This window comes from Pyxidicoccus sp. M15 (assembly GCF_056858435.1).
Genome location: NZ_CM166495.1, coordinates 11,790,876 through 11,815,124, shown reverse-complemented (window position 1 = coordinate 11,815,124; position 24,249 = coordinate 11,790,876). Strand labels below are relative to the sequence as shown.

Genomic DNA, 24,249 nt, shown 5'->3' with positions numbered 1-24,249 from the left:
TCGGCGGATATCACACATATCGTGGCCGGGTCCGCCCCCGCCACCCCCTGGCCACACGGCCCGGGCCGGCGCAGACTCGGGGGCACCGTGCTCCGACTCCTCGTGCCGCTCCTCGCGCTGCTGTGCGCCTCTTCCGCGTCCGCCCAATGCCTGGGTGACGGCGTGCAGCTCTTCCCCACGCCGGGCGCCATCGTCCCCACCAACACGCGCTTCCTCCTGGAGGGCGTGGGCACCGCGCGCCCGCAAGTGACGGCGCTGGTGGGCAAGAAGCTGCGACTGGTGTCCGACAAGCACGTGGTGGAGGTGAAGGCGCAGCGCGGCTGGGAGAGCAGCCTGGGCCGGGCCACCGTCATCCTCAAGGTGGGCGGGAAGCTGGAGCCGGACACGCGCTACACGCTGCGTGTGGACGAGGTGATTCCCAACGTCATGGTGCTCAACGGCCCCAGCACGGTGCTGCCCGAGTGGCGCACGGGCAAGGGCCCCGACGGCTTCTCCCCGAAGTGGCTGAAGCGGCCCGCCGTCTCCGAGGGCATCCTCCGCCGCTCGCCGCAGGGCACCGCCCGCTTCGTGCGGCTCAACCTGTCGCTGCGCGAGGACAGCCCCGCCTACCTCGTGGTGAAGCTGGAGCCCCGGCGCCCGGGACCTGGCGTCCAGCAGTACGTGGTGCCGGTGCACAACAACACCGCCTTCATCGGCCACGAGGCGTGCAGCGGCACCTTCGCCATGGAGGACGGGCGCAGCTACCGCGCCCGCATCGAAGCCTTCGACGCCGCGGGCCAGATGGCCCCACCCGTACCGCCCGTGGACTTCGAGGCTCCCGCGGAATGAGGCGGGGAGGGAAGGTGACTCCCGCCACCGTGCGGGTGCGAAGATGTGGGCTCCACCCCCTTCACACCCCGAGGTCCCTTGCTCATGTCGCAGCGTCCCTTCCGCTTCCTTGCCGCGCTGTCCACCGCGTTCCTGCTCGCCGCCTGCGGCGGGGATGACGGCGACGGGGACTCCGGCGAGCCCACCCGCGCCACGCTGAAGGCCGCGGCCGACCAGAACTGGGGCGCGCCGCGCTTCTCGCCGGACGGCGCGCGCATCGCCTTCGTGCGCGCGCTCGAGCAGGGCGACACGTACGAGGTGGCGGTGATGAAGGCGGATGGCACCGACGTCCGCATGCTGGCCAGCGACGGCACCTACCTGACGGGCATCGCGTGGAGCCCGGACGGCACCCGCATCTACTACTCCGGCGACGAGGGCATCTTCAGCATCCCCGCCGCGGGTGGCACGGCGGTGCGCGAGTACGACGCCTTCGCCGCGTCGGCGCTGGACGTGTCGCCGGACGGCAAGAAGCTCGTCTATGGCGTCAACGGCAGCGGGCTGTCCATCCTCGACCTGACCACGCACATGTCGCAGCCGCTGAACGAGGACGGCTCGGCGCCGGCCTTCTCGCCGGATGGCAAGCGCCTGGCGTACGTCGACAGCCCGAATTTCGACGTGCATGAGGTTCGCGTCCTCACGCTCGCCACGGGGGAGAGCACCCTGGTGACGGCCGACGCCAGCTACCTGTCCACGGCGGACTGGCTGCCCGACGGCCGGCTCGCCGCCCTCGCCGAGGACGGCATCTCCCTCTTCGACCTGTCGGGCGCGACGCCGCAGGGCCGCCGGGTGCGCGACGAGTTCGCGGCGAAGGAGCTGGATGTCTCCCCGGACGGCAAGAAGATGGTGTACGCCATCAATGGGCGTGCCGACCTCTTCGTGCTGACGGGCTTCTGAGCGCGGCGGGCCTTGCCGGAGGGCGCATGACGACGGTGGACGTGGAGAGCCTCAAGCAGCGGATGGCCGCCTTCACGCTGACGCTTCAGGACGAAATCTGCGGCGCGCTGGAGCGGCTGGACGGCACGGCGCGCTTTCGCGAGGACCCGTGGACCCGTCCCGGCGGCGGCGGCGGGCGCAGCCGCGTGCTGGAGGACGGCGCCGTGCTGGAGAAGGCCGGCGTCAACACGTCCGTCGTGTACGGAGAGCTGGAGGAGCAGTTCGCCCAGAAGCTCCAGGGAGAGGGCCGCACCTTCTGGGCCGGTGGCATCTCCCTGGTGCTGCACCCGCGCAACCCGCACGTGCCCACCGTGCACGCCAACTACCGCTTCATCCACCAGGGCGGGAAGGCGTGGTTCGGCGGCGGCGCGGACCTGACGCCGTACTACCTCTATGAAGAGGACGCGGCGCACTTCCACCGCACGCACAAGGCCGCGTGCGACAGGCACGACGCGGCGTACTACCCGCGCTTCAAGGCCGCGTGTGACAGGTACTTCCACCTGCGCCACCGCGAGGAGTCGCGCGGCGTGGGCGGCATCTTCTTCGAGAACATGGGCGGGGATTTGGAGAAGGAGCTCGCCTTCGTGCAGGACTGCGGCCGGGCCTTCCTCTCCGCGTATCTGCCCATCGCGGAGCGGCGCAAGGACACGCCCGTCACCGAGGCCCAGCGCTTCTGGCAGGAGGTGCGGCGCGGGCGCTACGTGGAGTTCAACCTCGTCTATGACCGGGGCACCGTCTTCGGCCTGGAGACGCGCGGACGCACCGAGTCCATCCTCATGTCGCTGCCGCCGCAGGTGCGCTGGCGCTATGACCACCACCCGGAGCCCGGTTCCTGGGAGGCGCGGCTGGTGGAGGTGCTCCGCCACCCGCGCGACTGGGCGGGGCAGGGGGGCTGAAGGCGCATGCGCTCACGCAAGAAGCTGATGGGGTTCGTCGTCGGGGCGCTGGGGCTGGGCCTCGCCATCTGGGGCGGGCTGTACTACCGGGGCCTGCGCTCGCTGGGCGAGGGCCTCTCCAATGACGGCCGGGGCGGCGGCCTCTTCAAGGCCGACACGCCCACCGACACGGAGGCGCGCGTCAACGTGCTCGCGCTGTGTGACGCGGTGCAGAGCTACCGGGACGAGCACGGCACGTACGTCGTCGCGGGCCCCACGCCGAAGGCGGTGCCGCGCGGCGGCACGCCGGTGCCCTTCCCCCGGGAGGAGGCCTTCCAGCACATCGGCTTCGAGCCGGGCGAGGAGGTGCGCTTCCAATATGAGGTGGTGGTGCAGGAGAGCCCCGTGGGCGAGCCCGAGGTGTCCTGCCTCGCGCGTGGCGACTTCGACGGGGACGGGCAGAACTCCGTCTACCGCGTCCGTCTGGATTCGAACGGAATGACGACGCCCATCGAAGTCGAGAACGAGGGCGAGTAGCCCGCTGCCGCAACCCCGGATTCGCTCCGCGCGAGAATCCGGGAGATGGGGCACATTGGTGACATCCGAGGTCCGCGCGGCCGGTCGGGGGAGACCCGCATCGGGCCGCGTCCTCAGGGCCCGCCGCGCGAGGGCCCCCGGACGCCCCCGGCCGGCACCCCCTTCCTCGCGGATGGCATGGAGCCCGCCGTGCCCCGCGCGGAGGGGACGCGCGTCGTCCGTCTTCCACTCCCACTCGCCGACGCGCAGCGCGGCGGCAATGCGGAGGGGCCGGAGGGTCTTCCCGTGGACCTTCCCGAGATGTCCGGTAACGGCACGGCGCTTCCGCTGGAGTTAGGCTCCGAGGTGCCGGGGACGGACACCGAACCTTCCCTGGAACCGCCACTCCCTCCGGCTGGTGAGGCATCCCCCATGTCCTCCTTGCGAATCCCCTCCGCCCTCGCGCGCCTCCTTCCGACGTCCCTGGGAGGCGGTGAGGCCGCCCAGCGCGCGCCCCCGCCGAAGGAGGCCGCGCCCCGCCAGCGCCAGGGCGACATCTTCCGCAACCCGCCGCCCCCGCCCGCGGGCCGCCCCCCGCTGGCAGGTGATGAGCGCCCCCCGGTGAAGTCCGTGGAGGAGTTGGTGCCGCCCGGCCTGGAGGACACGGCCGGCCAGGAGGAGCTGGGGCACCGCTTCGGCTCGGACGCCGCGCTGCTCGCCGCGCACCTCAAGCCCTCGCAGCTGTCCGGCTCCGAGCGCGCCACGCGCCTGTGGGCCTTCTTCGCCGCCTACGCGGAGACGGCCGCGGCCAAGCCCCCTCAAGAGGAGGCGAAGGCCGCCTTCAAGGAGGCGCTCGAGAGCCAGGGCTTCGCCGAGCTGCGCGACGCGAACACCCAGGAGAACGGCGTGGACCGGGGCCTGTGGGTGCTCAACGCCCGCTCCCCGGACGAGGCCCGCGAGCGCGCCGCCAGCGTCCACCTGGAGCCGCCTCCGGACGTCCGCCACTCGGAGGCCGCCTCCCGGCAGGACAGCCCGGCGGCCGACCAGGCAGGCGCCCTCCCGTCCGGCGCCCGCACCTCCGAGGCTCTCCGGGGCATGCACGTCCCCATCGCCCTGGAGGCGCGCGAGGCGAACGTGGAGGCGGAGGACCCCGAGGACGTCCGCAAGCGGAAGACGAACCGCCGGCTGGGGAAGCGGATGCTGTGGAACGTGCTCCACCGCTTCCGCTCGGACCCGGAGGACGGCGCCGTGGCCGACGCCAACTGGGACCGGGCGACCTTCGGAGCCATGCTCGCCCTGGCCGCCATCGCCCTCATGGTGGCCGCGCTCGTGAGCCTCTAGGGCCGACCGGCCACCGGAGAGCCCCCCGCCTGCCCGCGCGAAACGCTATGGCGGGCGCCGGCTTGTGGTACGGTGCCGCACCCATTGGCAACCGACGACCTTACACTCGTCAAGCGCGTCCGGAGCGGCGACCAACGCGCATTCAAGCTCCTCGTCGAGCGTTACCAGCGCAAGGTGTACGCCGTTGCCCTGGGCATGCTGAAGGACAAGGAAGAAGCGATGGACGTCTCCCAGGAGGCGTTCGTCAAGGTCTACAAGTACCTGGACCACTTCAAGGGCGACTCGTCCTTCTACACCTGGCTCTACCGCATCACCGTCAACATCTGCATTGACGTGATTCGCAAGCGCGGCGGAGGCGGCGAGGCCGTCGAGTTCGACGAGACGCAGGACATGGACCTGTCCGAGGCCCGCATCGGCGCGCTCGGCAGCCGGCTGGGCACCAACCCCCAGAAGAGCGCCCTGCGCCGGGAGCTGGCGGAGAAAATCCAGGAGGCCCTGGCCACCGTGCCGGAGAAGCACCGCGCCATCCTCCTGCTCCGGGAGATCGAGGGCATGTCCTACGAGGACCTGTCCCGCACCCTGGATATCCCCAAGGGCACGGTGATGAGCCGCCTGTTCCATGCCCGGGCCAAGGTTCAGAAAATCCTGAGTGAATACCTGGAGTTGGACGAGGCGAAGAGCGGAGTGGGGAACGAGTGAGCGGGCCTCGAATATCTGAGGGAGCCCTGCGTCCCAATTTTCGCACTCCCCTCCAGGAAGCAGGGTGAAGGATATGGCCGGAAATCCCGCGTGTGAGCGTTTCGTCCCAATGCTCTCCCCGTACGTCGACGGGGAACTGACGCCCGCCGAGCGCGTCAACGTGGAGCGTCATCTGTCCGCGTGTCGCGACTGCACCGGGCGCGCTGCGGACCTGCGGGCCGAGTCGGGACTGCTCCGGGTGGGCCTGGACATGGCCGTGGACGACGTCGACTTCAAGGACTTCGCCCAGAAGGTCATGGCCCGGGTGACGCCGGAGAAGCCGCCCCTCATCGAGCGGATGAAGCTGGCGCTGTCGGAGATGTTCCTCTACCAGCGCACGGCGATGATTTCGTCGCTCGCCACGGCCGCCGTGCTGGTGCTGGTGGGGCTGCCGCTCTTGATGAGCGACAGGGCCCCGGTGGGCTACGCGGCCGAGCGCATGACGGTGAAGTCCATCCAGCCCTACCAGAACGCGCGCGTCGCGCCGGTGGTGATGGAGACGGACAACGGCGGTACCATCATCTGGCTGGTGGATGAGGAGTCGGGTGACACCTCTTCCGGCAAGGACGACGAGGAGCTGGAGGAGGAGATTGGCGGCGACATGTCTCCGGACGGTGACGGGCTCAAGCAGCGGCCCGCGCGCCCGGGGACGGACGCCCCACGGCCGTCGGGAGGTCCCCTGTGAGAATGCACGCTGTGTCGAGTCGCCTGGTGCTGGCCCTGCTGGGTGTCGGGTTGCTCTTGCCCGTGGCCGCCCGCGCCCAGGACGAGAAGGTCCAGGTCCAGGTGGAGGTGGTGCTCGCCTCGAAGAAGGGCTCCGAGGTGGAGCCCCCCGAGCTGGCGAAGATGAAGGAGCAGTTCCAGAAGCAGAACTTCAACTTCACGTCCTTCAAGCGCCTGTCGCTGGAGGTGGTGGACGTGACGGCGAAGCAGCCCACGGAGCTGAAGCTGCCCAGCGGCACCAACGCGTCCCTGCAGCTGTTGGGCATGAAGGACGGCATCGCCACCGTGCGCGTGGCCATCCCCCGCCAGCCCACGCTGGACGTGGAGCTGGGGCGGCAGGGCGCCGTCTACCAGAAGGCCGGCAAGTACGTGGGCGGCGAGCTCATCCTCGTCCTGTCCCCGCCGGCGAAGTAGTCGCTGCCCCCACGCGCCGCGTCCCTTCGAAGGTGACGCGGCGCCCGTGTGAGCGGGGCCCTCAAGCGGCGCGGTGGACGGAGACGTCCCGCACCCGGGGGCCCGGCGCCTCGTCCTCGTCCATGTCCGTCAGGTCCACGTCGAGCTCCTCGACGTCGTCCTCCGCCGCCAGCACCACCGGCGGGGGCAGGGGCACCTGGCGCGCGGCCACCGGCTCCTCGGCGCGCTCGCGCTCCAGGTGGACGCGCAGCCCGTCGAACATCAAGTCGAAGGCGCCGTAGATGCGCTCCACCATGGCCAGCGCGTCTGCGCGGATGGCGGGCGTCAGCTCCATGGCCTCCAGCTCCGCCGCCAGCTCCTCCTCGAACATGGCGTGCTGCGCCTCCGCCTGCATGTGGTGGTCGGAGAAGTACTTCAGCCGGTCGTCCGCGCCCTGCACCGCGGAGATGGTGGCGGTGCGGCCGAAGAAGACGTGGCTGGTGGACTCCAGCGCCCACAAGAGGACGATGCGCAGCCGGTCATCCACCGGGCGGTACACCTCGCTGATGATGGCGTAGGCCGCGTCGCGCGTCTTCACGTGGGCCTTGCCGTACATGGTGCCGATGCTCAGCGAGCCACCGGTGAGCGCGGCGATGTCCTCCTCGAACCACTGGTCATGGCCGCCCTCCTCCGCGTGGTGCCGCGTGGCGAGCGCCTTGAGGTGCGCGTCCTGGATGAAGTGCGCGTTGAGCCGCAGCACGTCCTGGAACGTCATCACCCAGAAGGTCAGGCGGGGGGCGAAGGCCATCACCTGTTCAATCGGGCGGTCCATCTTCAAGTCGGAGAAGAATGGGTGCGAGGCGAACCGCGCCTCGCAGACGGCGATGTGTTGCAGCACGGCCTTCATGGGGATGCCTCACGGTGTTGGGTCCCCGCCCCGGCCAGGCGGAGATGTCGGGAGCACTCACCCGCCGCGGGGAGCACGGCGGGCGTCAGGGCGTGCGGCGTGCGTTACCAGTTGACGGTGTACGTGCAGGAACCGTCTCCCCTGCGCCGGCAGCTCTTGGGGTCATGTTCAATACGTACCCAGAGCGAATCCTTGGGGCGGAACCTGTCACCGATGGATTCGATGAGGCCCAGGTCCAAATCACATGGATAGGGATTGTCACACACCATGCGCGCGTTGCGCTTGTCGACGGGCTCGAAGCGGTAGCCGCCGATGGCGCCCTTGCCGCGGTGGTTCATCCGGTACGCCACGTCGATGGCGCGCAGCCCCTTCTCCAGCGTGTCGATGTCGGGAGGGAAGTGCGCGCTGTCCGGAATCTTCCGGCCAATCGTTCTCACGGTGCTCGGTCCAATCTTCTCGAAGACGAGCTGGAAGGACTTCAGCAGGGCCGGCATCGGGTACCACGCGTCCGCCTTCAGCGGAGTGATGCCGTTCTCCGCCAGGATTCTCAGCGCGCGCGACTGCGCGAGCTCCATTCCATTAACGATGGCCAGGATGGATTGCCCGATGACCTCGACACCCTGGTAGGCCATGGGTTGGAGCGTGACTGCGGTGACGGGGGGAGTCTTCAAATCCATACGGTGTACGCCCTCGCATTGAGTGCGAGACATTGAACCGGTTTTTTCCAATCTTTTCAAATTGCCTGGGATGTCTGTAATTTTCCTGCGGAGGGACTAAGGGGTATCCCGCAGGTGTGCCTTTGACTCGCGCGCGCTGTGCAGACGCGCTCGCGCGAGTCGCGCTGGAGGTATGGGCGGGCAGGCGGTGAAGCGTGTCTGGGTATGTCGGTGAGCTGCGCTTTGATGTGTTGGGAGTTCAGTGACAGTCACTCGCGTGCAGCGGGGCTGTGTCGTGGCGGGACGGATGTCGGTGGTGCGCGCAGCTGTCACCGTGTTGCGTGTGGCGTTCCCGTGACGCGCGCGTTCCACGCGGCGGCGCAGGCGGCCCATGCAGGCGGTGTCGGGACTTCGTGCGGTGTGCGCCTGCGGTGAGGCGCCCCGGCCCGCGGCGCGCGTGCGTGTTCCGCGCGTGGGAGCAGGTGCGCGGGGCTGGGAGGCCAGGGCCCTGGGGGAGAGGGGGCGCACGCCTGCGTGTTCCGCGCGTGGGAGCGGGTGTGCGGGGCTGGGACGCCCGGGCCCGGGGCAGGTGGTGGACGTTTCGTCGGGCTTTCCGGGCAGGCACTGAAAAAAGGTCAGTCTTTCCGTCCCGGACAGGGGCCAGGCAAGCGGGCGTCCCTCGTAATCCCAAGGGTTTAGTGCTCGGCATGGGCGTTGCTCTGAGGGAGGGGCGTGCAGGGCGGCGGCGGCGGGCTGATCGCAGGACAGGCAAGACCCTCAACCTTGGAGATGAAATCATGGCGAAGACGACTCAGCGTGGGCAGGTCATCCGTCGTAAGGCTCGGCAGGTGAAGGTGACGACGGCGCGTGCGGTGAAGGGCGCTGGCCGGAGCGCGCGTCAGGTGCAGGTGACGCTGGGGGACCTCATCGCTGCCGCGTTCGACACGGTGGGCGGCGAGGTGAAGAAGGTGGCCCAGGTGATGTCCTCCACGGACATGACGCTCGCCACCGGCAAGCACATCGTCATCGTCGGCTGACACGCGGGTTACGTGATGTGCGCCACCCCGTGGCGCCAGGGCGTTGGTGGCGACGGCAAGGGGTTGCACGGGTGAAACGCGTCATCATTCCTGGACGGAATTGCTGGACGGTAGAGGAGGCGAGCGACGCGGGAGTCCTGGTGGACGCGCGCGCCTATTACCGGGAGCTGTACCGGGCCGCTCAGAAGGCCCGAAGCTACATCGCGATTACGGGCTGGCAGTTCGACAGCGACGTGTCGCTCCTGCGAGGAGATGACCTCGGAGAAGCGCGCGGCGAGGTGCGGCTGCTGCCGATGCTGGACGAGCTGTGTCGCGCCAACCCGGAGCTGCACGTCTACGTGCTGGCCTGGGACTTCAGCCTGCTGCTCGCGATGGAACGCGAGTGGATGCAGCACCTCATCTTCAACTGGACGACGAACGAGCGCGTGCGCTTCCGCTTCGATGCGTCCAGCCCGCTGTACGGCGCGCACCACCAGAAGCTGGTGGTCATCGACGGCGCGGTGGCCTTCACCGGCGGCATGGATGTCTGTGATTGCCGCTGGGACGACAGGGACCACCCCGTGCGCTCGCCGCTGCGCTGTGACAGCGGCAGGGACCCGCACGGTCCCTACCACGACGTGCAGTCCGTGCTCACCGGGCCGGTGGTGGACAAGCTCGCGGAGCTGTTCGAGGCGCGCTGGGCGCACTCGGGCGGCGGCGAGCTGAAGCTGCCGAAGGTGGCGCGCGACGACGTGGGCTTCACCCCGAGCATTCCGGCGCCGCCAGGGCCGGTGGCCATCAGCCGCACCTTCGGAAAGACGCTGCTGCCTCCGCAGGACGCCGTGCAGGAGGTGCGCGCGCTGTTCCTGGACGCCATCGCCTCGGCCGAGCGCTTCATCTACATCGAGAACCAGTACTTCTCCTCGCGCGCCATCTACCAGGCCCTGGTGAAGCGCATGCGCGAGCCGGGACGCGGCCGCCTCCAGGTCATGCTGGTGCTGCCGCAGCAGCCCGAGGCGCTGCGCGAGCAGTTGGCCATGGGCATCGCCCAGGTGCGCCTCCTGCGCGCGCTGGAGCGCGTGGCGCGGGAGATGGGCCATGACTTCGGCGTGTACTGCTCCGCCGGGCGCGACGAGCAGAGCGGCGCGGACGTCTACACGTACATCCACTCGAAGGTGATGGTGGTGGATGACCGGTTCCTCACGCTGGGCTCGGCCAACACCACCAACCGCAGCCTCGGCCTGGACTCGGAGCTGAACCTGAGCTGGGAGGCGGAGGAGGACGGCGACGCGGTGTCGCGGGCCATCCGCCGCATCCGCGTGTCGCTGATGGCGGAGCACGCGGGCCTGGAGGGCGTGGAGTCCGTGCGCGTGCTGGCGCGCGCCGACGGCAACCTCGTGGACTGGCTGGACGGCATGGCGTCCGCGGGCCTGTACCGGCTGCGCCCGCACCCGATGCAGACGGTGTTCGACCAGAGCCCGCTGCTCAAGTCGCTGGAGCCGGAGGAGCTCATCATCGACCCGGAGGACTCCGTGCTGGACGAGTCCCTCTTCGAGGCGCTGCACCGCGCCGAGGACGGCCTCTTCTCCTCCGGCATCCGCCTGCTGTCGCGCTGGCTCGTGGGCGCGGGCACCGAGCGGCCCCACCGCGCCATCTGCCCCGCCAACACGGAAGACGAGCGCTCCAGCGGCTGAGCCGCTCGTCGACCATCACTGGAGGAGCGAGGTGGATGCGAGCGCCCGTCCGCCCGGCCGCCCTGGAACGGGCCGGGGAGAGCGGGCCCGTCCGCCGGGTTGTCCATGCTCCGCGGGTCGCCACCTTGTCGGGAGAACAACTCTCGCCAAGGAGATTCCCACATGAAGCTTCCACTGATGGCCGCGCTGGCTGCTCTCACCGTCTGGGGCTGTTCGAGTCAGTCCGCCAATACCCGCGCGGATGACAGCGCGACAGGCGGCGCCGGGGCGGCTGGCGCCTCGAGCGAGCAGGTGAAGGAGCAGCAGGAGTCCATGGAGAGCCCCGGCGAGGCGGCCGACGTGGTGGACAACGAGCGCCGGGACCGCAAGGACGCGCCCACCGTCTATGACGAAGAGGCCACCGGCGGCAGCGGCACCGACACCTCGGTGACGACCGACGACGGCGAGAAGTGGGACGTGGTGGACGAGCCGGGTGCGCACCGCGAGTCGCGCCCCGACACCAGCGAGGACGCCACCCGGTCCTCGGAGGACGCGGCCACGGGCGGCTCCGGCACCGAGCCCCAGAACGGCTCCGAGAGTGACACCGACAGTGGTGGCGACGTCCGCTAGCAGGTAGCTCCCGGCACGTGTCACCCGCCAGGTCTCCGGACCCGCGCGGGTGCGCGTGTGCCGACGCACCGCAGTGTCACCCACACGTTGCGTGGGCTGCTTGCTTCGTCCGACGGCGCGGCCGGGTAGAGTTGGGGGACGATGACTGGCGCCCCCTTCTTCGTCCTCCTCGCCCTCGTTTCCACCCAGCAGCCCGAAGCCAACTCCACCATCGAAGAGGTCTCCAACGAGGAGGCCCCTTCCTCCGGAGGTGGGGACTCGTCCGTCACCGCGGCCCGGCTGGACGAGGCCGCTCCGCCAGGCGCGCGCACCGGCGGCGAGGGCTTCGGCTTCAGCGCCCAGCTGGAGGTGGGCGCACTGAGCTTCCCCTCGGGCACGCCCGGGGGTGGGCAGGACCTGTTCGCGCGGGTGTACCCGGCGCTGGGGCTGACGAAGGGGGAGACCTTCGTGCTGCGGCTGGGCGCCAACCTGCGCCTGCGGGTGGTGGATGAGGAGCCGAAGCAGGCGGAGCTGGACTACGGCGGGTACCTGCGCCGCGAGGACTGGGACGAGCTGAGCGACGCCGGGCAGGTGGTGCGCATGCTGCGCATCGGCCAGGAGGGCCGGCCGTTCTTCCTGCGCGTGGAGTCCTTCGTCGAAGAGACGCTGGGCCGCGGCTACCTCGTCAATCGCTACAGCAACATGATGTCGCCGGACTACCACCCGGCGGGCGGCACGGTGACGTTCGTGAAGGGAGCGGTGCGCGCGGAGGTGCTGGCCAGCGACGTGCTCGCGGCGCGCATCTTCGCGGGAGAGGCGCTGCTGGACGTGGGCCGCATGGCCAGCGATGACGCGAAGCGGTTCGACCGCTACCTGCTGCGCCTGTCCGCCGCGCACGACGCGGGGCGCGCGGGCGGGACGACGCCGACGATGACGCTGGCGTCGTTGGGCGGCGACGTGGCGCTCTACAAGGGAGAGCGCCTGCGCACGTGGGCGCTGCTCGGTGGCGGTGCGCGCTTCTCGGAAGGGCACACGCCCGACTTCGGCGGGCTGCTGGGCATCGCGATGGAGGGACAGACGTCCAGCGGCACGCAGCTCAGCGTCACGCTGCAGGGCCGCAAGCAGGGCGGCACCTTCCGCTTCGGCATGTTCGGCCCCGACTACGAGCTGGGGCGCTTCTCCGGCGTGGGCCTGCACGAGGTGCCCCTGGCGGAGGAGGTGCTGACCTCGGGCTTCGCCGGCTACCTGGAGCTGAGTGTGGCGAAGGGCGGCCCGGACGAGCTGATGCTGCTCGGCAGCCTGGCGGCGCAGTACTTCGGCTTCGGCCGCACGGACGCGGACGTGTCCGTGGGCTTCGAGCTGCCGGGCGCCCGCACGCGCGCCCTGGCTCGCGCGGTGCTGACGGCGCTGGGGGACCGGCCCCGTTACTCGTTGGGCCTGGAGGTGCGCCAGCGTGTCCTCAACCACTTCTATGCCTGGGGCTCCGGCGGGACGGTGCACTTCCCGCAGCCGGACGGAACGCTGGTGCGCGGCGTCACCGCGGGCCTCGGCGTGGGCGTGGACTTCCAGCGCTGAGCCGCCAGGCTTTCCGGGCGGAGGCGAACGGTGAGGGCTCGCTCGGCGGGGCTCCTGGGCGCGGGACTCCTGGCCATGGCGGGCCCCGCGTGGGGTGCGGACGCGGAGGACCCGCGCGCGGACTACCTGCGCACGCTGGAGCGCTTCGAGCAGGGCCGAGGTTTCTCGCTGGAGCGCGTCTTCGACGCCGGGCTCGCCGCGGCCCAGGCCCTCCGGGAGGGGCCGCCGGCGCCGCTGCCGGGCTTCCTCGTCAATGACGAGGATGTGTTCGACCTCCGACCGGACCCGCGCTTCTTCCTCGACCTGGCGAAGCGGCGGGGCACCGAGGTGGACCGGGAGTTCTTCTCGCTGCTGGGCCGCACCTACGCCTACGACGGCATGTCGCGGCTGTACCACGCGCCCGGCGGCTGCGACGCCTTCGACCACCCGGAACTGGAGCCCCTCTACCGGAACTGGACGCGCTTCTGGGCCACGCACCCGCGCGCGTATACGGAGCAGGTGGGCCTCGAGGTGGCGGCGCTGGAGGCCCTGGTGGCCCGGAGCACCTGCGCCTGCGGCGACCGCGAGTCCGTGGAGGCCGGGCTGGAGCGCTTCCTGAAATCATTCCCGCGCTCGCCCGTAGCCCCGGAGGTCCGCGCCCGCCTGGAGCAGGTGCGCGCGGGGACCGGCGACGTGCGCTTCCACTGCCAGCAGGGCTGAAGCCGCTGCTTTGCGGGCGGGCGCGTGCGTCCCCGCCTCTCACGACACCCTCACCGAAGTCGACTTGACTACGACTGTAGTCACGCGTACCTTGCTTCGTGACTACAGTTGTCGTCACGGGATGGTTCATGAAGAAGCCGGTGGGAGAGCAGGAGCTGACGGTGCTGCGGTACCTGGCGGAGCACGGCCCGGCCACCGTGGGTGAGGTGGCCGAGCGCTTCGGCGAGCCGCAGGGGCTGGCGCGTTCCACCATCCTCACGGTGATGGAGCGGCTGCGGCTGAAGGGGTACCTGACGCGGCGCAAGGTGGAGGGCGTGTTCCAGTACGCCTCGCCGGTGCCGGAGACGGAGCTGCTGCGGGACGTGGTGGGGGACTTCGTGCAGCGGCAGCTGTCCGGCTCGCTGTCGCCGTTCGCCGCATACCTGTCCGAGGCCGATGACGTCACCGACGAGGAGCTGGCGCAGCTCCAGGACGTGGTGGCGCGGCTGCGCTCGAAGAAGCGGAAGGAGTAGCCACATGGATACGGGCTGGCTGTCTCACGTCGGGGAGTGGGCGTCCGCGTGGCCCGCGGGGCTGTGGCGGGCCTCGTGGCAGGGCGCGCTGTGTGCCGCGCTGGTGTGGGCGCTGACGCGCTCCTGGCAGAAGATGCCGGCCTCGCTGCGCGCCGGGCTGTGGTGGCTGGTGGCGCTGAAGTTCGTGGTGTCGCTGGGCTGGCTGCGGCCCGTGCCGCTGCCGGTGCTGCCCGCGTCGCTCGCCGCGCTGGTGCCGGGCGTGGAGGCGACGACGTTCATGGTGGGCGCGGAGGGCGCGCTGCCTGTGGTGGCGAAGGGCGTGGATGCGGCGGGTGTGAAGGTCGGGCGTGATGAGGTGGCGGGGGCGGTGGAGCGCGCTGCGAGCCAGACCGCGCTGTCCCGCGAGGCCGCGCGCATGAGCGGTGCTGCCTCCGAAGGTGTCGTGAACCACGTAGCCCCGTCTCACGAGGCCGCGCACATGCAGGGCGCCGCCCCGGAAGGTGTCGTGAGCCACGGGGCCCCGTTCCACCGGGCCGCGCGCATGCAGGGCGCTGCCTCCGAGACTGGTGCGGGCCCCGTTGCGCCGTCGCATGAGGCCATGCGCACGGAAGCCCCTGTCCACGAGCGAGCCACGAGCGCGTCGTCGCGTCCGGCGGGGCTGCCCGTCGTCAGCATCGTGACGGACGAGCGCACGGAGTTCCCGGGCAACACCGCCTCCGTTTCCACCGAGCCGTCCTTCCTCACCAGCGTGCAGTCCGTGCCCTGGAGCCGGGTGCTGGCGTGGGGGCTTCTGGCGGCGTGGGTGGCGGGCGTGGCGTGGCAGCTGCGGAGCCACGCGAGGAGCTGGGCCAGCATGCGGCGCCTGCGCCGGAGCGCGCGCCCGCTGGTGCACCCGGTGCTGGAGTCGGAGGTGCGCGAGCTCTCCGCCGCCGCGAAGCTGTGGCGGGTGCCGAGGCTGCTGGTGTCGGAGTCGGTGGCGAGCCCGCTGGCCACGGGACTGCTGGACCCGGTGGTGGTGCTGCCGGCGAAGGCGGTGCGGCGGCTGCCGGTGGAGGCACTGCGCATGGCGCTGGCGCACGAGCTGGCGCACCTGCGGCGGGGAGACCTGTGGCTCGGCTGGGTGCCGGCGCTCGCGGAGGCGCTCCTCTTCTTTCATCCCCTCGCGCGCCGTGCCGCGCGGGAGTACGCGCTGGCGCGGGAGGAGGCGTGTGACGCCGAGGCCCTCCGGCTCACCGGCGCGGAGCCCGCCGACTACGGCGAGCTGCTGATTGCCTTCGGTGTCGCCCGAGGCGCCGGTACCGCCGCCGCCATGGGCGCGTCGGCCCACATTCACGCATTGCACAGGAGGTTGAGCATGTTGGAGCACGTCGATGCCGTCCCCGCCCGTTCCCGACGCCTGTTGAAGGTGGCGCTCTCCGCCCTCGGCCTCGCGGCCCTGGTGCCCTTCCAGGTCGTCGCGCAGGAGCCCGCCGCCAAGGCCGGGACGCCTTCGGGCGCGGCGCGGGAGAAGCCCGCCGCGTCGGAGTCCAACGCCGCGTCGAACGGTGCGAAGGCCGCCGTGCCTCCCGCGCCGCCCGCGGCGCCTCGCGTGGCCAGCACGCCGCCCGCGCCCCCAGCGCCCGCGGCGCCTCGCGTGGCTGGCACGCCGCCCGTGCCCCCGGCGCCCCCGGCGCCTCGCATGGCTGGCACGCCGCCCGTGCCTCCGGCGCCTCGCGTGGCCGCGGTGGCCCCCGCGCCTCCCCCTCCGCCCGCGCCTCCCCGGGGCCACGATGATGATGACGACCACAGCTACGTGCTGTTGGCGGACAACATGGCGATGATGAACGGCAGCTCCGTGGACCTGAACCTCGCCGGCATGTTCAAGCAGCCGGGCAAGGAGCTGCTCTACGTGCGCCGCAAGGGCGAGGCGTTCATCATCCGCGACCCGGCCACCCTGAAGGCCGTGCGCTCGGCGCTCGAGCCCTCGCGCGAGCTGGGCAAGGCCCAGGGAGACCTGGGCGGGAAGCAGGGCGAGCTGGGCGGGAAGCAGGGAGAGCTCGGACAGAAGCAGGGTGAGCTGGGGATGAAGCAGGGCGCGCTGGGCATCAAGCAGGCCGAGCTGGCACACAAGCAGGCCGGGCTCAACCTGGAGGAGATGCGCCTGGACTCCCTCCCCGAGGCCGAGCGCGAGCGCCGCCGGGCCGACCTGCGCAAGCAGGACCAGGCGCTGGAGCAGGAGATGAAGGCCCTGGAGAAGCAGCAGGAGGCCCTCAACGAGCAGCAGGAAGCGCTGGGCCGCGAGCAGGAGAAGCTCGGCGAGCAGCAGGAGGCGCTGGGCCGCGAGCAGGAGAAGCTCGGCGAGCAGCAGGAGGCCCTGTCGCACGAGGCCGAGAAGAAGGTGCGCGGCCTCATCGACGAGGCGCTCCGCAAGGGGCTCGGGCAGCCGCTGCCCACCTGACGACGGTTCCCGGCGCGGGCCCGTGACGTCGGAGGCATGGCTCCTCTAACTTGAGGAGTCCCTCGCCCCCGGAGGTCCCGACATGAGCCTCGCCGCCGTCCCCCAGGCCACTTCCAGCAGTACCCTCGACTCGGTGGTGCAGCGTGTGAAGGAGGGCTCGCGCGCCTGGGTGAAGCTGGGCCTGCGCGAGAAAATCGCGCTGCTGGAGACGCTGCGCCGCGCCTTCGCCACCGTTGCCGAGCCGAGCGTGCGCGCCGCCTGCGAGGCGAAGGGCATCGACCCGGACAGCCCCCTGGCCGGCGAGGAGTGGCTGGGCGGCCCGCTGGTGGTGCTGCGCAACATGCGCCTGCTGGTGGATGCGCTGAAGGACATCGAGAAGCACGGCGCGCCGTACATCCCCGCCTCCCACCTGCGCACGCTGGAGGATGGGAGGCTGGCGGCGCGCATCTACCCGAAGGACGCGCTGGACGGAATGCTCCTTCCGCGCAACGTGGGCGAGGTCTACTTCCTCCCCGGTGTCACCGCGTCCAACCTCCGCGAGCACCAGGCATCCTTCTACCGCAAGCCCCACGGCGGGAAGGTCTGCGCGGTGCTGGGCGGCGGCAACGTCAATTCGATTCCGCCCGCGGACTGCCTCTACAAGCTCTTCGTCGAGGGCACCGCGTGCGTGCTCAAGATGAACCCCGTCAATGCCTACCTCGGGCCCTTCCTCGAGCAGGCCTTCGCCCCGCTGGCGAAGCACAACGTCTTCGCCGTGGTGTACGGCGGCACGGAGGAGGGCTCCGCGCTGGTGAACCACCCGGCGGTGGACGAGGTGCACGTCACCGGCAGCGACAGGACGCACGACGCGCTGGTGTGGGGCCCGCCCGGCCCCGAGGCGGAAGCGCGCCGCGCCCGCAACGCGCCGCTGATGACCAAGCCCTTCTCCAGCGAGCTGGGCAACATCTCCCCCGTGGTGGTGGTGCCCGGGCCGTACTCGGACGGCGAGCTGCGCTACCAGGCGGACAACATCGCCGGCATGGTGGCCAACAACGCGTCCTTCAACTGCAACTCCGCCAAGCTGCTGGTGCAGCCGAAGGAGTGGGCGCGCCGCTCGCAGGTCATGGACGGGGTGCAGGCCGGCCTGGGCAGGGCCGCCGTGCGCCGCGCGTACTACCCGGGCGCCGAGCAGCGCTGGAAGCAATTCACGGACGGCCGCGCGCGCCTGCGCCTGGTGGGCCAGGCGAATTCGGGCGAGCTGCCCTACGCGCTGATTCCGGACGTGGACCCGGCCGAGGCCGAGGACCGCGTCTTCCGCCAGGAGCCCTGGTGCACGGTGCTGTCGGAGACGGGCCTGCCCGGCTCGGATGACCCGGTGGCCTTCCTGGACAGGGTGGTGCCCTTCCTCAACGAGAAGGTGTGGGGCACCCTCAATGCCACGCTCATCGTCCACCCGAAGTCGCTCAAGGACCCGGCCGTCCACGCCGCCGTGGAGCGCGCCATCCGCGAGCTGCGCTACGGCACCGTGGCCGTGAATACGTGGCCCGCCGCGGGCTACGCGCTCGTCTCGTTGCCGTGGGGCGGCCACCCGTCCTCGTCCGCGCAGGACATCCAGAGCGGCCTGGGCTGGGTGCACAACACGTTCATGCTGGAGGACATCGAGAAGGCCGTCATCCGCGCGCCGCTGACGAACCTGCCGGCGCCGCCGTGGGTGCCGGGCCACCGCGGCATGCGCGACCTGGCGCGCAAGCTGGTGGAGTTCGAGCTGGGGCCGTCCTGGCTGAAGGTGCCGGGCATCGCCACGGCGGCACTGCGGCGGTAGGCCGGGGCGCGGATGCCCCAGGGGGCCAGGCGGCCGGCCGGGCCACGGACTGCGTGGACGCGGCGCCCCATGGTAAACCCCGGCGCATGGCATCAACGCACGCACGGGAAGGCGGGCAGTTCCTTCAGATGGGGCGCCCCGAGGAGGCGGTGAAGAGCTTCCAGAAGGGGCTCTCCCTCGACCCGGATGACGTGGACTGTCTGGTGGGGCTCGTCCGCACGCACCTGAGCACGGGCGCCGCGGCCGAGGCCGAGACGGCGACGCTGCGGCTCCTGAAGGTGAAGCCGGACCACGCGGAGGCGCAGGCCCACCTGGCCATGCTGCGCGCGCAGGCCGGCGACGCCGAGGCGCTGGAGTCCCTCAAGGCGCTGGCGGCGGCTCCCACCGCCGGCTACTTCGAGCGCTTCAACCTGGGCGGGCTCCTGCTGGACCGCGGCGACCTGGCCGGGGCGCGCGCGGCCTATGAGTCCGCGTTGGACGTCGCGCCGGGCAGCGCCCACGTGCACTTCGAGCTGGGCCGCATCCACCTGCAGCAGGGCAGCGCGGACGGCGCGGCGGCGCACTTCCAGAAGGCCTCGGAGCTGGCCCCGGCCGAGCCCATGCCGCTCTTGATGCTGTCGCGCGCGCACTCCGTACGGGGCGCGCTGGGGCTGGCCATCCAGGCGGGCGCCCGGGCGCTGGAGAGCGCCCAGGGAGGCATGCGGCGCTCGGTGCTGGAGGACCTCTTCCGGCTGTACCTGACGGCGGGCAACCCGGAGGCCGCGAAGCGCTCGGTGATGGAGCTGCGGCAGATGGTGCCGGCCAACCACAACTACGTCTATCTGCACGGGCTGGCGGTGATGAGCGCCGGGTCCTTCCGCGAGGCACAGGGCCTCTTCGAGGAGGTGCTGCGCATGGCCCCCCGGAGCTGGCAGTCGCTGCAGGCGCTGGCGCAGGTGCACCTCGCGTTGCTGGAGCGGGGGCTTGCCCGGAAGCGGCTGGAAGAGGCGGTGGCGCTGGTGCCCACGGAGCCCGGTCCCGCCAATGACCTGGCGCTGCTGCTCCTGCAGGACGAGGCGCACGAGCGCGTCCGGCCGGTGCTGGAGCCCGTGCTGGCCGCGCACCCGCAGGACGCGGTGACGCACCTCAACCTGGCGGTGTCCTGGTTCCCCACGGACAAGGCGGCATGCGTCCGCCATGCGAGGCAGGCACTCGCCCAGGGGGAGGGCGCCGTGCGCGAGCAGGCGGAGCGGCTGCTGAAGCAACTCGGCGGCTGAGCCCGGGCGGTGTTCCGCGCCCTGCGGACGGCCCGGCCCCCGAGCCGAGGGCCGCCAGTGTCGGGGCGGGACCCGCCCGCGAGGCGTGTTACCCCATGAAGGGGGAGCCTCGCCGCGGAAGTCCGTGACGGACGTGCGTGTCCTCCCGCTTGGGGCCCGGGGGGGCCCTCCGCCATGGAAGTCCCGGCGGTCCTCCAGGAATTGGTGGTGGTGCTCGGCGTCGCCGTGGCGGTGGTGCTCGCGCTGAGCCATGTGCGGCTGCCCACCATCGCCGGGCTCATCGCGGCTGGGGCGCTCATCGGCCCGGGAGGGCTGGGGCTGGTGCGCGACGCGGCCCGCATCACCGTGCTCGCGGAGATTGGCGTGGTGCTGCTCCTGTTCAGCATCGGCCTGGAGTTCTCCCTGGCGAGGCTGCGCCGGCTGTGGCGGGTGCTGCTTTGGGGCGGCAGCCTCCAGGTGGGGCTCACCACGCTGGGCGTGCTGGCCGGCGCGCTGGCGCTGGGTATCACGGCGGCCCGGGGCATCTTCTTCGGCTTCCTGGTGGCGCTGTCCAGCACGGCCATCGTCCTGCGCGCGCTGGCGGAGCGGCACGAGGTGGACGCGCCGCACGGGCGGCTCATCATCGGCGCGCTCATCTTCCAGGACTTGTGCGTGGTGCCGATGATGCTCGCCATTCCGCTGCTGGCCGGACAGCGGGGCGGGGCGGGGGCGCTCCTGGCGGTGCTCGCCAAGGCGGTGCTGCTGGTGGTGGCGACGGCGGTGCTGGGGCGCACGGTGGTGCCCCGCTTCCTCAAGGACGTGGCGGCCACGCGGCGGCGCGAGGTGTTCATCCTCGCCGTGCTGGGGCTGTGCGTGGGCATCGCCTGGGTGTCCTCGCTGGCCGGACTGTCGCTGGCGCTGGGCGCCTTCCTCGCGGGCCTCGCCCTGGCGGAAGGGGACTACGGGCACCAGGCGCTGGCGGACGTGCTGCCGCTGCGCGAGACGCTCTCCAGCTTCTTCTTCATCTCCGTGGGCATGCTGCTGGACGTGCGGGTGCTGATGGAGCGCCCGCTGCTGGTGGCGGCGCTGGTGCTGGGCGTGCTGGTGCTCAAGGCGCTGGTGGGCGCGGTGAGCGCCATGGTGATGCGCTTCCCGCCGTGGGTGGCGGTGCTGGCGGGGCTGGGGCTGGCGCAGATTGGCGAGTTCTCCTTCGTGCTCGCGCATGAGGGCGCCGCGGCGGGCCTCTTGAGCGCGGACGAGCAGCGGCTGTTCATCACCATGAGCGTGCTGACGATGGTGGTGACGCCGGTGGCGCTGCACTTCGGGCCGAGGCTGGCGGCGGGGGCGGCGCACCTCAAGCGCCTGGAGTCGCTCATCGGCGGGCACGGGCCGCACCACCTGGAGGAGGGGCACAGCAAGGCGATGAGCGACCACTACATCATCGGCGGGCTGGGCACGGCGGGGAAGCTGGTGACGCGGGCCCTGCGGGAGAGCCAGGTGCCGCACGTGTGCATCGACCTGGACCCGGAGGTGGTCTCCGAGGCGCGGCGGCGGGGCGAGTCGCTGTACTACGGCGACATCACCAGCGCGGAGATTCTGGAGCGGGCGGGCCTCCACCGGGCAAGGGCGCTGGTGTTGCTATTGGACGACCCGGTGGGCGCGGCGCGAGCGGTGTCCACGGCGCGGCGGCTGCACTCGAGCGTGCCCATCCTGGTGCGCGTGCAGCACCTGGGCGACATCGCGGATTTGCGCGAGCGCGGGGCCAGCGAGGTGCTCGCGGGAGAGCTGGAGACGGCGCTGGAGGCGGTGTCGCGCGTGCTGAAGTCCGCGGACCTCTCGGAGGAGGCCGTGGCGCGGCTCCTGGACACGCTTCGCAAGGACCACCCCCACGGGCCGCCGCCTCCCGCGCTGCCGCCTGCCACGCGCAAGAGCGGGCCGGAGCGGCCGGAGTACCGGCACTGAGGCGCGCGCCGCGCTACCACGTGCGGCCGCGGCACCGGGGGCACGGCGCTACCGCCCGAACAGCCCCCGCTTCTTCTGCGGCTTCCCGCCCTGCGCGCGGGACAGGCGCTCACCGAGGATGCGGCTCATCTCCAGCGCCACGGCCGGGTTCGCCATCACCACGCTGCGGAAGTCCTCGCGGCCCACCGCCGCCAGCTCGCACGCGGCGGCCGTCACCGCCGTGGCCGTGCGCGGCTCGCCCGTCAACAGCGCCAGCTCGCCGAAGAAGCCGCCCGGCTTCACCGTGGCCACCACCTGCGCCGCCGAGTCCTTCAGCTGCACCTCGCCGGACAGCACGACGAAGAACGTCTCCCCCGGGTCTCCCTGGCGGAACAGCTCCGTGCCCACGGGGTGGTGCAGGTGCTCCGCGCCGCGAGCCACCGCCTCCAGCTCCTCGTCCCTCAGCGGCGCGAGGAAGTCCACCTTGCGCAGCGTGGCCGCCAGCAGTGAACCCGCCACGGCGCCCACGGGCGGCTCGGCGCTGAGGAAGTCCACCGCCCCCGCGAGCTGCGAGCGCCGCGACACCATGATGACGGTGTGCCCCGCGCGCAGCACCGTGCTCCCCTCCGGCAGCGTCGCGCGGCCCTGCGGGTCCACCACGCCGATGAAGACGCACTCGCGCGGGAAGCCCGGCGTGGCGCGCACCTGCGCCACCGTCTGCCCCGCCACCCGCGCGCGCAGCGGGAGGGCCAGCTCGAACAGCAGCGTGTCCCCGTCGCCCAGGGGCAGCGTGCCCGCCACCTGCGGGAAGTCGATGGCCGTGGTCATCTTCGCCACCACCACCTCCGCCTCCGCCACCAGCTCCTTCACGCCCGCCAGCCGGTAGGCCTCGCGGTAGCTCGTGTCCAGCATGCGCACCATGAGGCGCGCCCCGGACGTGCTGCGCACCAGCATGGCGAAGGCCAGGTTCTCCGAGTCGCGCGCCAGCACCCCCGCCGCCACGTCCGCCGAGCCGATGCCCGCCGCCTCCAGCACCCGCGGGTTGGTGGCGTCCCCGCACACCGTCACCGCGCCCACCTCCTCGAAGATGCGGTGGCAGACGGTGGCATCCCGCTCGATGACGGTGACGTTGTGCTGCTCGGCCACCAGCCGCGCCGCCAGCACGCTGCCCACCCGGCCTCCACCCGCGATGACGATTTTCACGACGCCTTCCTCCCGTGGCCCGCGTCCCCTGTGTCGCCGTGCAGCATCTTCTCCAGCGAGAGCGTCCGCTCATCCAGCTGCGCCAGCATGTGCTCCGCGGTGGCCTCGGGGATGAGGCCGTTGCGCCGCGCGCCCTGCAGCGCGGTGCGCTCCGCGTCGATGAGCCGCCGCCGCATGGAGATGAGGTCCCTGGCGCCCTGGGCGAGGTGCTGCTCGTTGAGGCGCCGCAGCTCGCGCTCGGCGCGGGCGATGTTGACCTGGTACTCGCTGCGCAGGTGGTCATACGCGGCGCGAGGCACCAGCCCCTGCTCGTGCAGCACCTCCAGCTCCTGGTGCGCCGCGCGGCTGGCGATGAGGCGTCCGCGCTGCTCCGCCATGGACAGGGCCACCTCGTCCTGGTGGAAGAGGCCCAGCCACTTGAGCACCTGGGTGAGCATCAGCCCCTGGCCCACCAGCGACACCAGCGTGACGCCGAAGGCGATGGCCACCAGCTGCTCGCGCGCGGGCGTGGTCGCCGGCAGGCCCAGCGCGAGGCCGATGGACAGCGCGCCCTTGATGTTGCCGAGGATGAACACGTGCTGCCAGCGGAAGGGGAGCGCCTCGGCGGGCCGCAGCCAGCGCAGCAGCAGGAAGGGGACGTAGGTGCCCACCGCGCGCCCGGCGAAGACGCTGGCCACCGCCAGCAGCGTCTCGGGCAGGTAGCCGCTCAGCGTCTCCGGGTTCGTGGTGAGCCCCACCGCCAGGAAGAGGAAGGTGTTCACCCCGAAGGTGGCGTACTCCCAGAAGGTGTGGATGGCCACCTGGCTCTGCGGGGACACCTCGCGCCGCAGGGTGACGCCCACCGCGAGGCCCGCGACGACGGCGGAGATGGCGCCGGACAGGTGGAGCTGCTCGGCCACCACGAAGGAGGAGAGCGCCACCGCCGTCGTCACCATGATTTCGGCCAGCGGGTCCTCGATGCGGCGGATGACGAAGCCGCCCAGCAGCCCCAGCGCCAGCCCCACGACGCCTCCACCCGCCGAGGCCAGCAGCACCCGCGCGCTCATGGTGGCGAAGGACGGCGCCGCCGCCCCCGCCACCACGCTGGCGATGGCCGCGTAGGCCACCAGCGCGGTGCCGTCGTTGAAGAGGCTCTCGCCCTGCATGATGCCGGACAGGCGCGGCGGCACCGGGGCGCGGCGGAACGCGTAGAGGATGGAGACGGTGTCGGTGACGGACAGGAGCGCGCCCAACAGCAGCGCCGGCCACACCGGCAGGCCCACGGTGAAGTGCAGCGCGGTGCCCGTGGCGCCGATGGCCAGCACCATGCCCAGCGTGGACAGGAGCAGGATGGGCAGCGCGTTGGCGCGGATGCCGGACAGGTCCGCGGTGATGCCGCCCTCGAACAGGAGCGCGGGCAGGCAGACGAGGAACACCACCTCCGGATTGAGCGGAGGGACGCCGGGCAGCAGGTGGCCCACGGAGATGACGAGCCCTCCCACCACCAGCGCGACGTTGTACGGCAGGCGCGCGCGCTTGGCCGCGACGGCCAGGACAATCGCCGCCACCATCAACCCGATGACCAGGGGCATCTCGACGTGCACGGCCCGAGTCTTCCAG

The 24,249-nt window shown here is 71.6% G+C and carries 22 protein-coding genes; 18 read left to right on the top strand and 4 right to left on the bottom strand.

Annotated elements, in window-relative coordinates; genetic code table 11:
• The first annotated feature begins 87 nt into the window (after window positions 1–87).
• The 8 genes from ACX9TP_RS43780 to ACX9TP_RS43745 all read left to right on the top strand — a co-directional run bounded on the left by ACX9TP_RS43780 (window position 88) and on the right by ACX9TP_RS43745 (window position 6,407).
• Window positions 88–828: a hypothetical protein gene (locus ACX9TP_RS43780; protein ID WP_482976645.1), complete on the top strand. Its 741-nt coding sequence runs from the start codon at window positions 88–90 to the stop codon at window positions 826–828.
• Between the two features lie 84 nt (window positions 829–912).
• Complete coding sequence (locus ACX9TP_RS43775) at window positions 913–1,761, top strand: TolB family protein (protein WP_482976644.1); 849 nt, start codon at window positions 913–915, stop codon at window positions 1,759–1,761.
• Between the two features lie 26 nt (window positions 1,762–1,787).
• Window positions 1,788–2,696, top strand: a complete 909-nt coding sequence (hemF, locus tag ACX9TP_RS43770; RefSeq protein WP_482976643.1) for an oxygen-dependent coproporphyrinogen oxidase — start codon at window positions 1,788–1,790, stop codon at window positions 2,694–2,696.
• 6 nt (window positions 2,697–2,702) lie between these two features.
• The gene (locus ACX9TP_RS43765) at window positions 2,703–3,212 is read left to right on the top strand and encodes a hypothetical protein (RefSeq protein WP_482976642.1); all 510 of its coding nucleotides are present in this window, start codon (window positions 2,703–2,705) and stop codon (window positions 3,210–3,212) included.
• Window positions 3,213–3,623: 411 nt separating this feature from the next.
• Window positions 3,624–4,532 (top strand): Immediate early protein ICP0, encoded by a 909-nt coding sequence (locus ACX9TP_RS43760; protein ID WP_482976641.1) that lies wholly within the window; start codon window positions 3,624–3,626, stop codon window positions 4,530–4,532.
• A gap of 84 nt (window positions 4,533–4,616) precedes the next feature.
• Window positions 4,617–5,231, top strand: coding sequence for an RNA polymerase sigma factor (locus ACX9TP_RS43755; RefSeq protein WP_482976640.1), 615 nt, complete (start codon window positions 4,617–4,619; stop codon window positions 5,229–5,231).
• 73 nt (window positions 5,232–5,304) lie between these two features.
• Window positions 5,305–5,955 (top strand): anti-sigma factor family protein, encoded by a 651-nt coding sequence (locus ACX9TP_RS43750; RefSeq protein ID WP_482976639.1) that lies wholly within the window; start codon window positions 5,305–5,307, stop codon window positions 5,953–5,955.
• Window positions 5,952–6,407, top strand: coding sequence for a hypothetical protein (locus ACX9TP_RS43745; protein ID WP_482976638.1), 456 nt, complete (start codon window positions 5,952–5,954; stop codon window positions 6,405–6,407). The genes ACX9TP_RS43750 and ACX9TP_RS43745 overlap by 4 nt, the downstream gene beginning before the upstream one ends.
• Before the next feature lie 61 nt (window positions 6,408–6,468).
• Here the strand turns inward: ACX9TP_RS43745 and ACX9TP_RS43740 are convergent, their stop codons facing one another.
• Window positions 6,469–7,293 (bottom strand): hypothetical protein, encoded by an 825-nt coding sequence (locus ACX9TP_RS43740; RefSeq protein ID WP_482976637.1) that lies wholly within the window; start codon window positions 7,291–7,293, stop codon window positions 6,469–6,471.
• Between the two features lie 104 nt (window positions 7,294–7,397).
• Complete coding sequence (locus tag ACX9TP_RS43735) at window positions 7,398–7,970, bottom strand: hypothetical protein (RefSeq protein WP_482976636.1); 573 nt, start codon at window positions 7,968–7,970, stop codon at window positions 7,398–7,400.
• Window positions 7,971–8,746: 776 nt separating this feature from the next.
• Between ACX9TP_RS43735 and ACX9TP_RS43730 the strand changes: the two genes are divergently transcribed.
• The 10 genes from ACX9TP_RS43730 (at window position 8,747) to ACX9TP_RS43685 (ending at window position 21,468) form a co-directional block, all read left to right on the top strand.
• On the top strand, window positions 8,747–8,986 hold the full coding sequence (locus tag ACX9TP_RS43730; RefSeq protein ID WP_482976635.1) for a chaperonin: 240 nt from the start codon (window positions 8,747–8,749) through the stop codon (window positions 8,984–8,986).
• 71 nt (window positions 8,987–9,057) lie between these two features.
• The gene (locus ACX9TP_RS43725; RefSeq protein ID WP_482976634.1) at window positions 9,058–10,659 is read left to right on the top strand and encodes a phospholipase D-like domain-containing protein; all 1,602 of its coding nucleotides are present in this window, start codon (window positions 9,058–9,060) and stop codon (window positions 10,657–10,659) included.
• 162 nt (window positions 10,660–10,821) lie between these two features.
• On the top strand, window positions 10,822–11,268 hold the full coding sequence (locus tag ACX9TP_RS43720; RefSeq protein WP_482976633.1) for a hypothetical protein: 447 nt from the start codon (window positions 10,822–10,824) through the stop codon (window positions 11,266–11,268).
• A gap of 141 nt (window positions 11,269–11,409) precedes the next feature.
• Window positions 11,410–12,822: a hypothetical protein gene (locus ACX9TP_RS43715; RefSeq protein WP_482976632.1), complete on the top strand. Its 1,413-nt coding sequence runs from the start codon at window positions 11,410–11,412 to the stop codon at window positions 12,820–12,822.
• 30 nt (window positions 12,823–12,852) lie between these two features.
• On the top strand, window positions 12,853–13,521 hold the full coding sequence (locus ACX9TP_RS43710; RefSeq protein ID WP_482976631.1) for a hypothetical protein: 669 nt from the start codon (window positions 12,853–12,855) through the stop codon (window positions 13,519–13,521).
• Between the two features lie 128 nt (window positions 13,522–13,649).
• On the top strand, window positions 13,650–14,033 hold the full coding sequence (locus tag ACX9TP_RS43705) for a BlaI/MecI/CopY family transcriptional regulator (RefSeq protein WP_482976630.1): 384 nt from the start codon (window positions 13,650–13,652) through the stop codon (window positions 14,031–14,033).
• Between the two features lie 4 nt (window positions 14,034–14,037).
• On the top strand, window positions 14,038–16,470 hold the full coding sequence (locus tag ACX9TP_RS43700; RefSeq protein ID WP_482976629.1) for a M56 family metallopeptidase: 2,433 nt from the start codon (window positions 14,038–14,040) through the stop codon (window positions 16,468–16,470).
• Between the two features lie 82 nt (window positions 16,471–16,552).
• Window positions 16,553–18,271, top strand: a complete 1,719-nt coding sequence (locus ACX9TP_RS43695; RefSeq protein WP_482976628.1) for an aldehyde dehydrogenase family protein — start codon at window positions 16,553–16,555, stop codon at window positions 18,269–18,271.
• Window positions 18,272–18,399: 128 nt separating this feature from the next.
• Entirely contained in the window at window positions 18,400–19,527 is a 1,128-nt protein-coding gene (locus tag ACX9TP_RS43690; protein WP_482976627.1) for a tetratricopeptide repeat protein, read from the top strand.
• Between the two features lie 174 nt (window positions 19,528–19,701).
• A complete protein-coding gene (locus ACX9TP_RS43685) occupies window positions 19,702–21,468 on the top strand; it encodes a cation:proton antiporter (protein ID WP_482976626.1) in 1,767 nt (588 codons plus the stop codon).
• Window positions 21,469–21,516: 48 nt separating this feature from the next.
• Here ACX9TP_RS43685 and ACX9TP_RS43680 read toward each other — a convergent pair whose 3' ends face one another.
• Window positions 21,517–22,650, bottom strand: coding sequence for an NAD-binding protein (locus ACX9TP_RS43680; protein WP_482976625.1), 1,134 nt, complete (start codon window positions 22,648–22,650; stop codon window positions 21,517–21,519).
• Window positions 22,647–24,233 (bottom strand): cation:proton antiporter, encoded by a 1,587-nt coding sequence (locus ACX9TP_RS43675; RefSeq protein WP_482976624.1) that lies wholly within the window; start codon window positions 24,231–24,233, stop codon window positions 22,647–22,649. The genes ACX9TP_RS43680 and ACX9TP_RS43675 overlap by 4 nt, the downstream gene beginning before the upstream one ends.
• Between the last annotated feature and the right edge of the window lie 16 nt (window positions 24,234–24,249).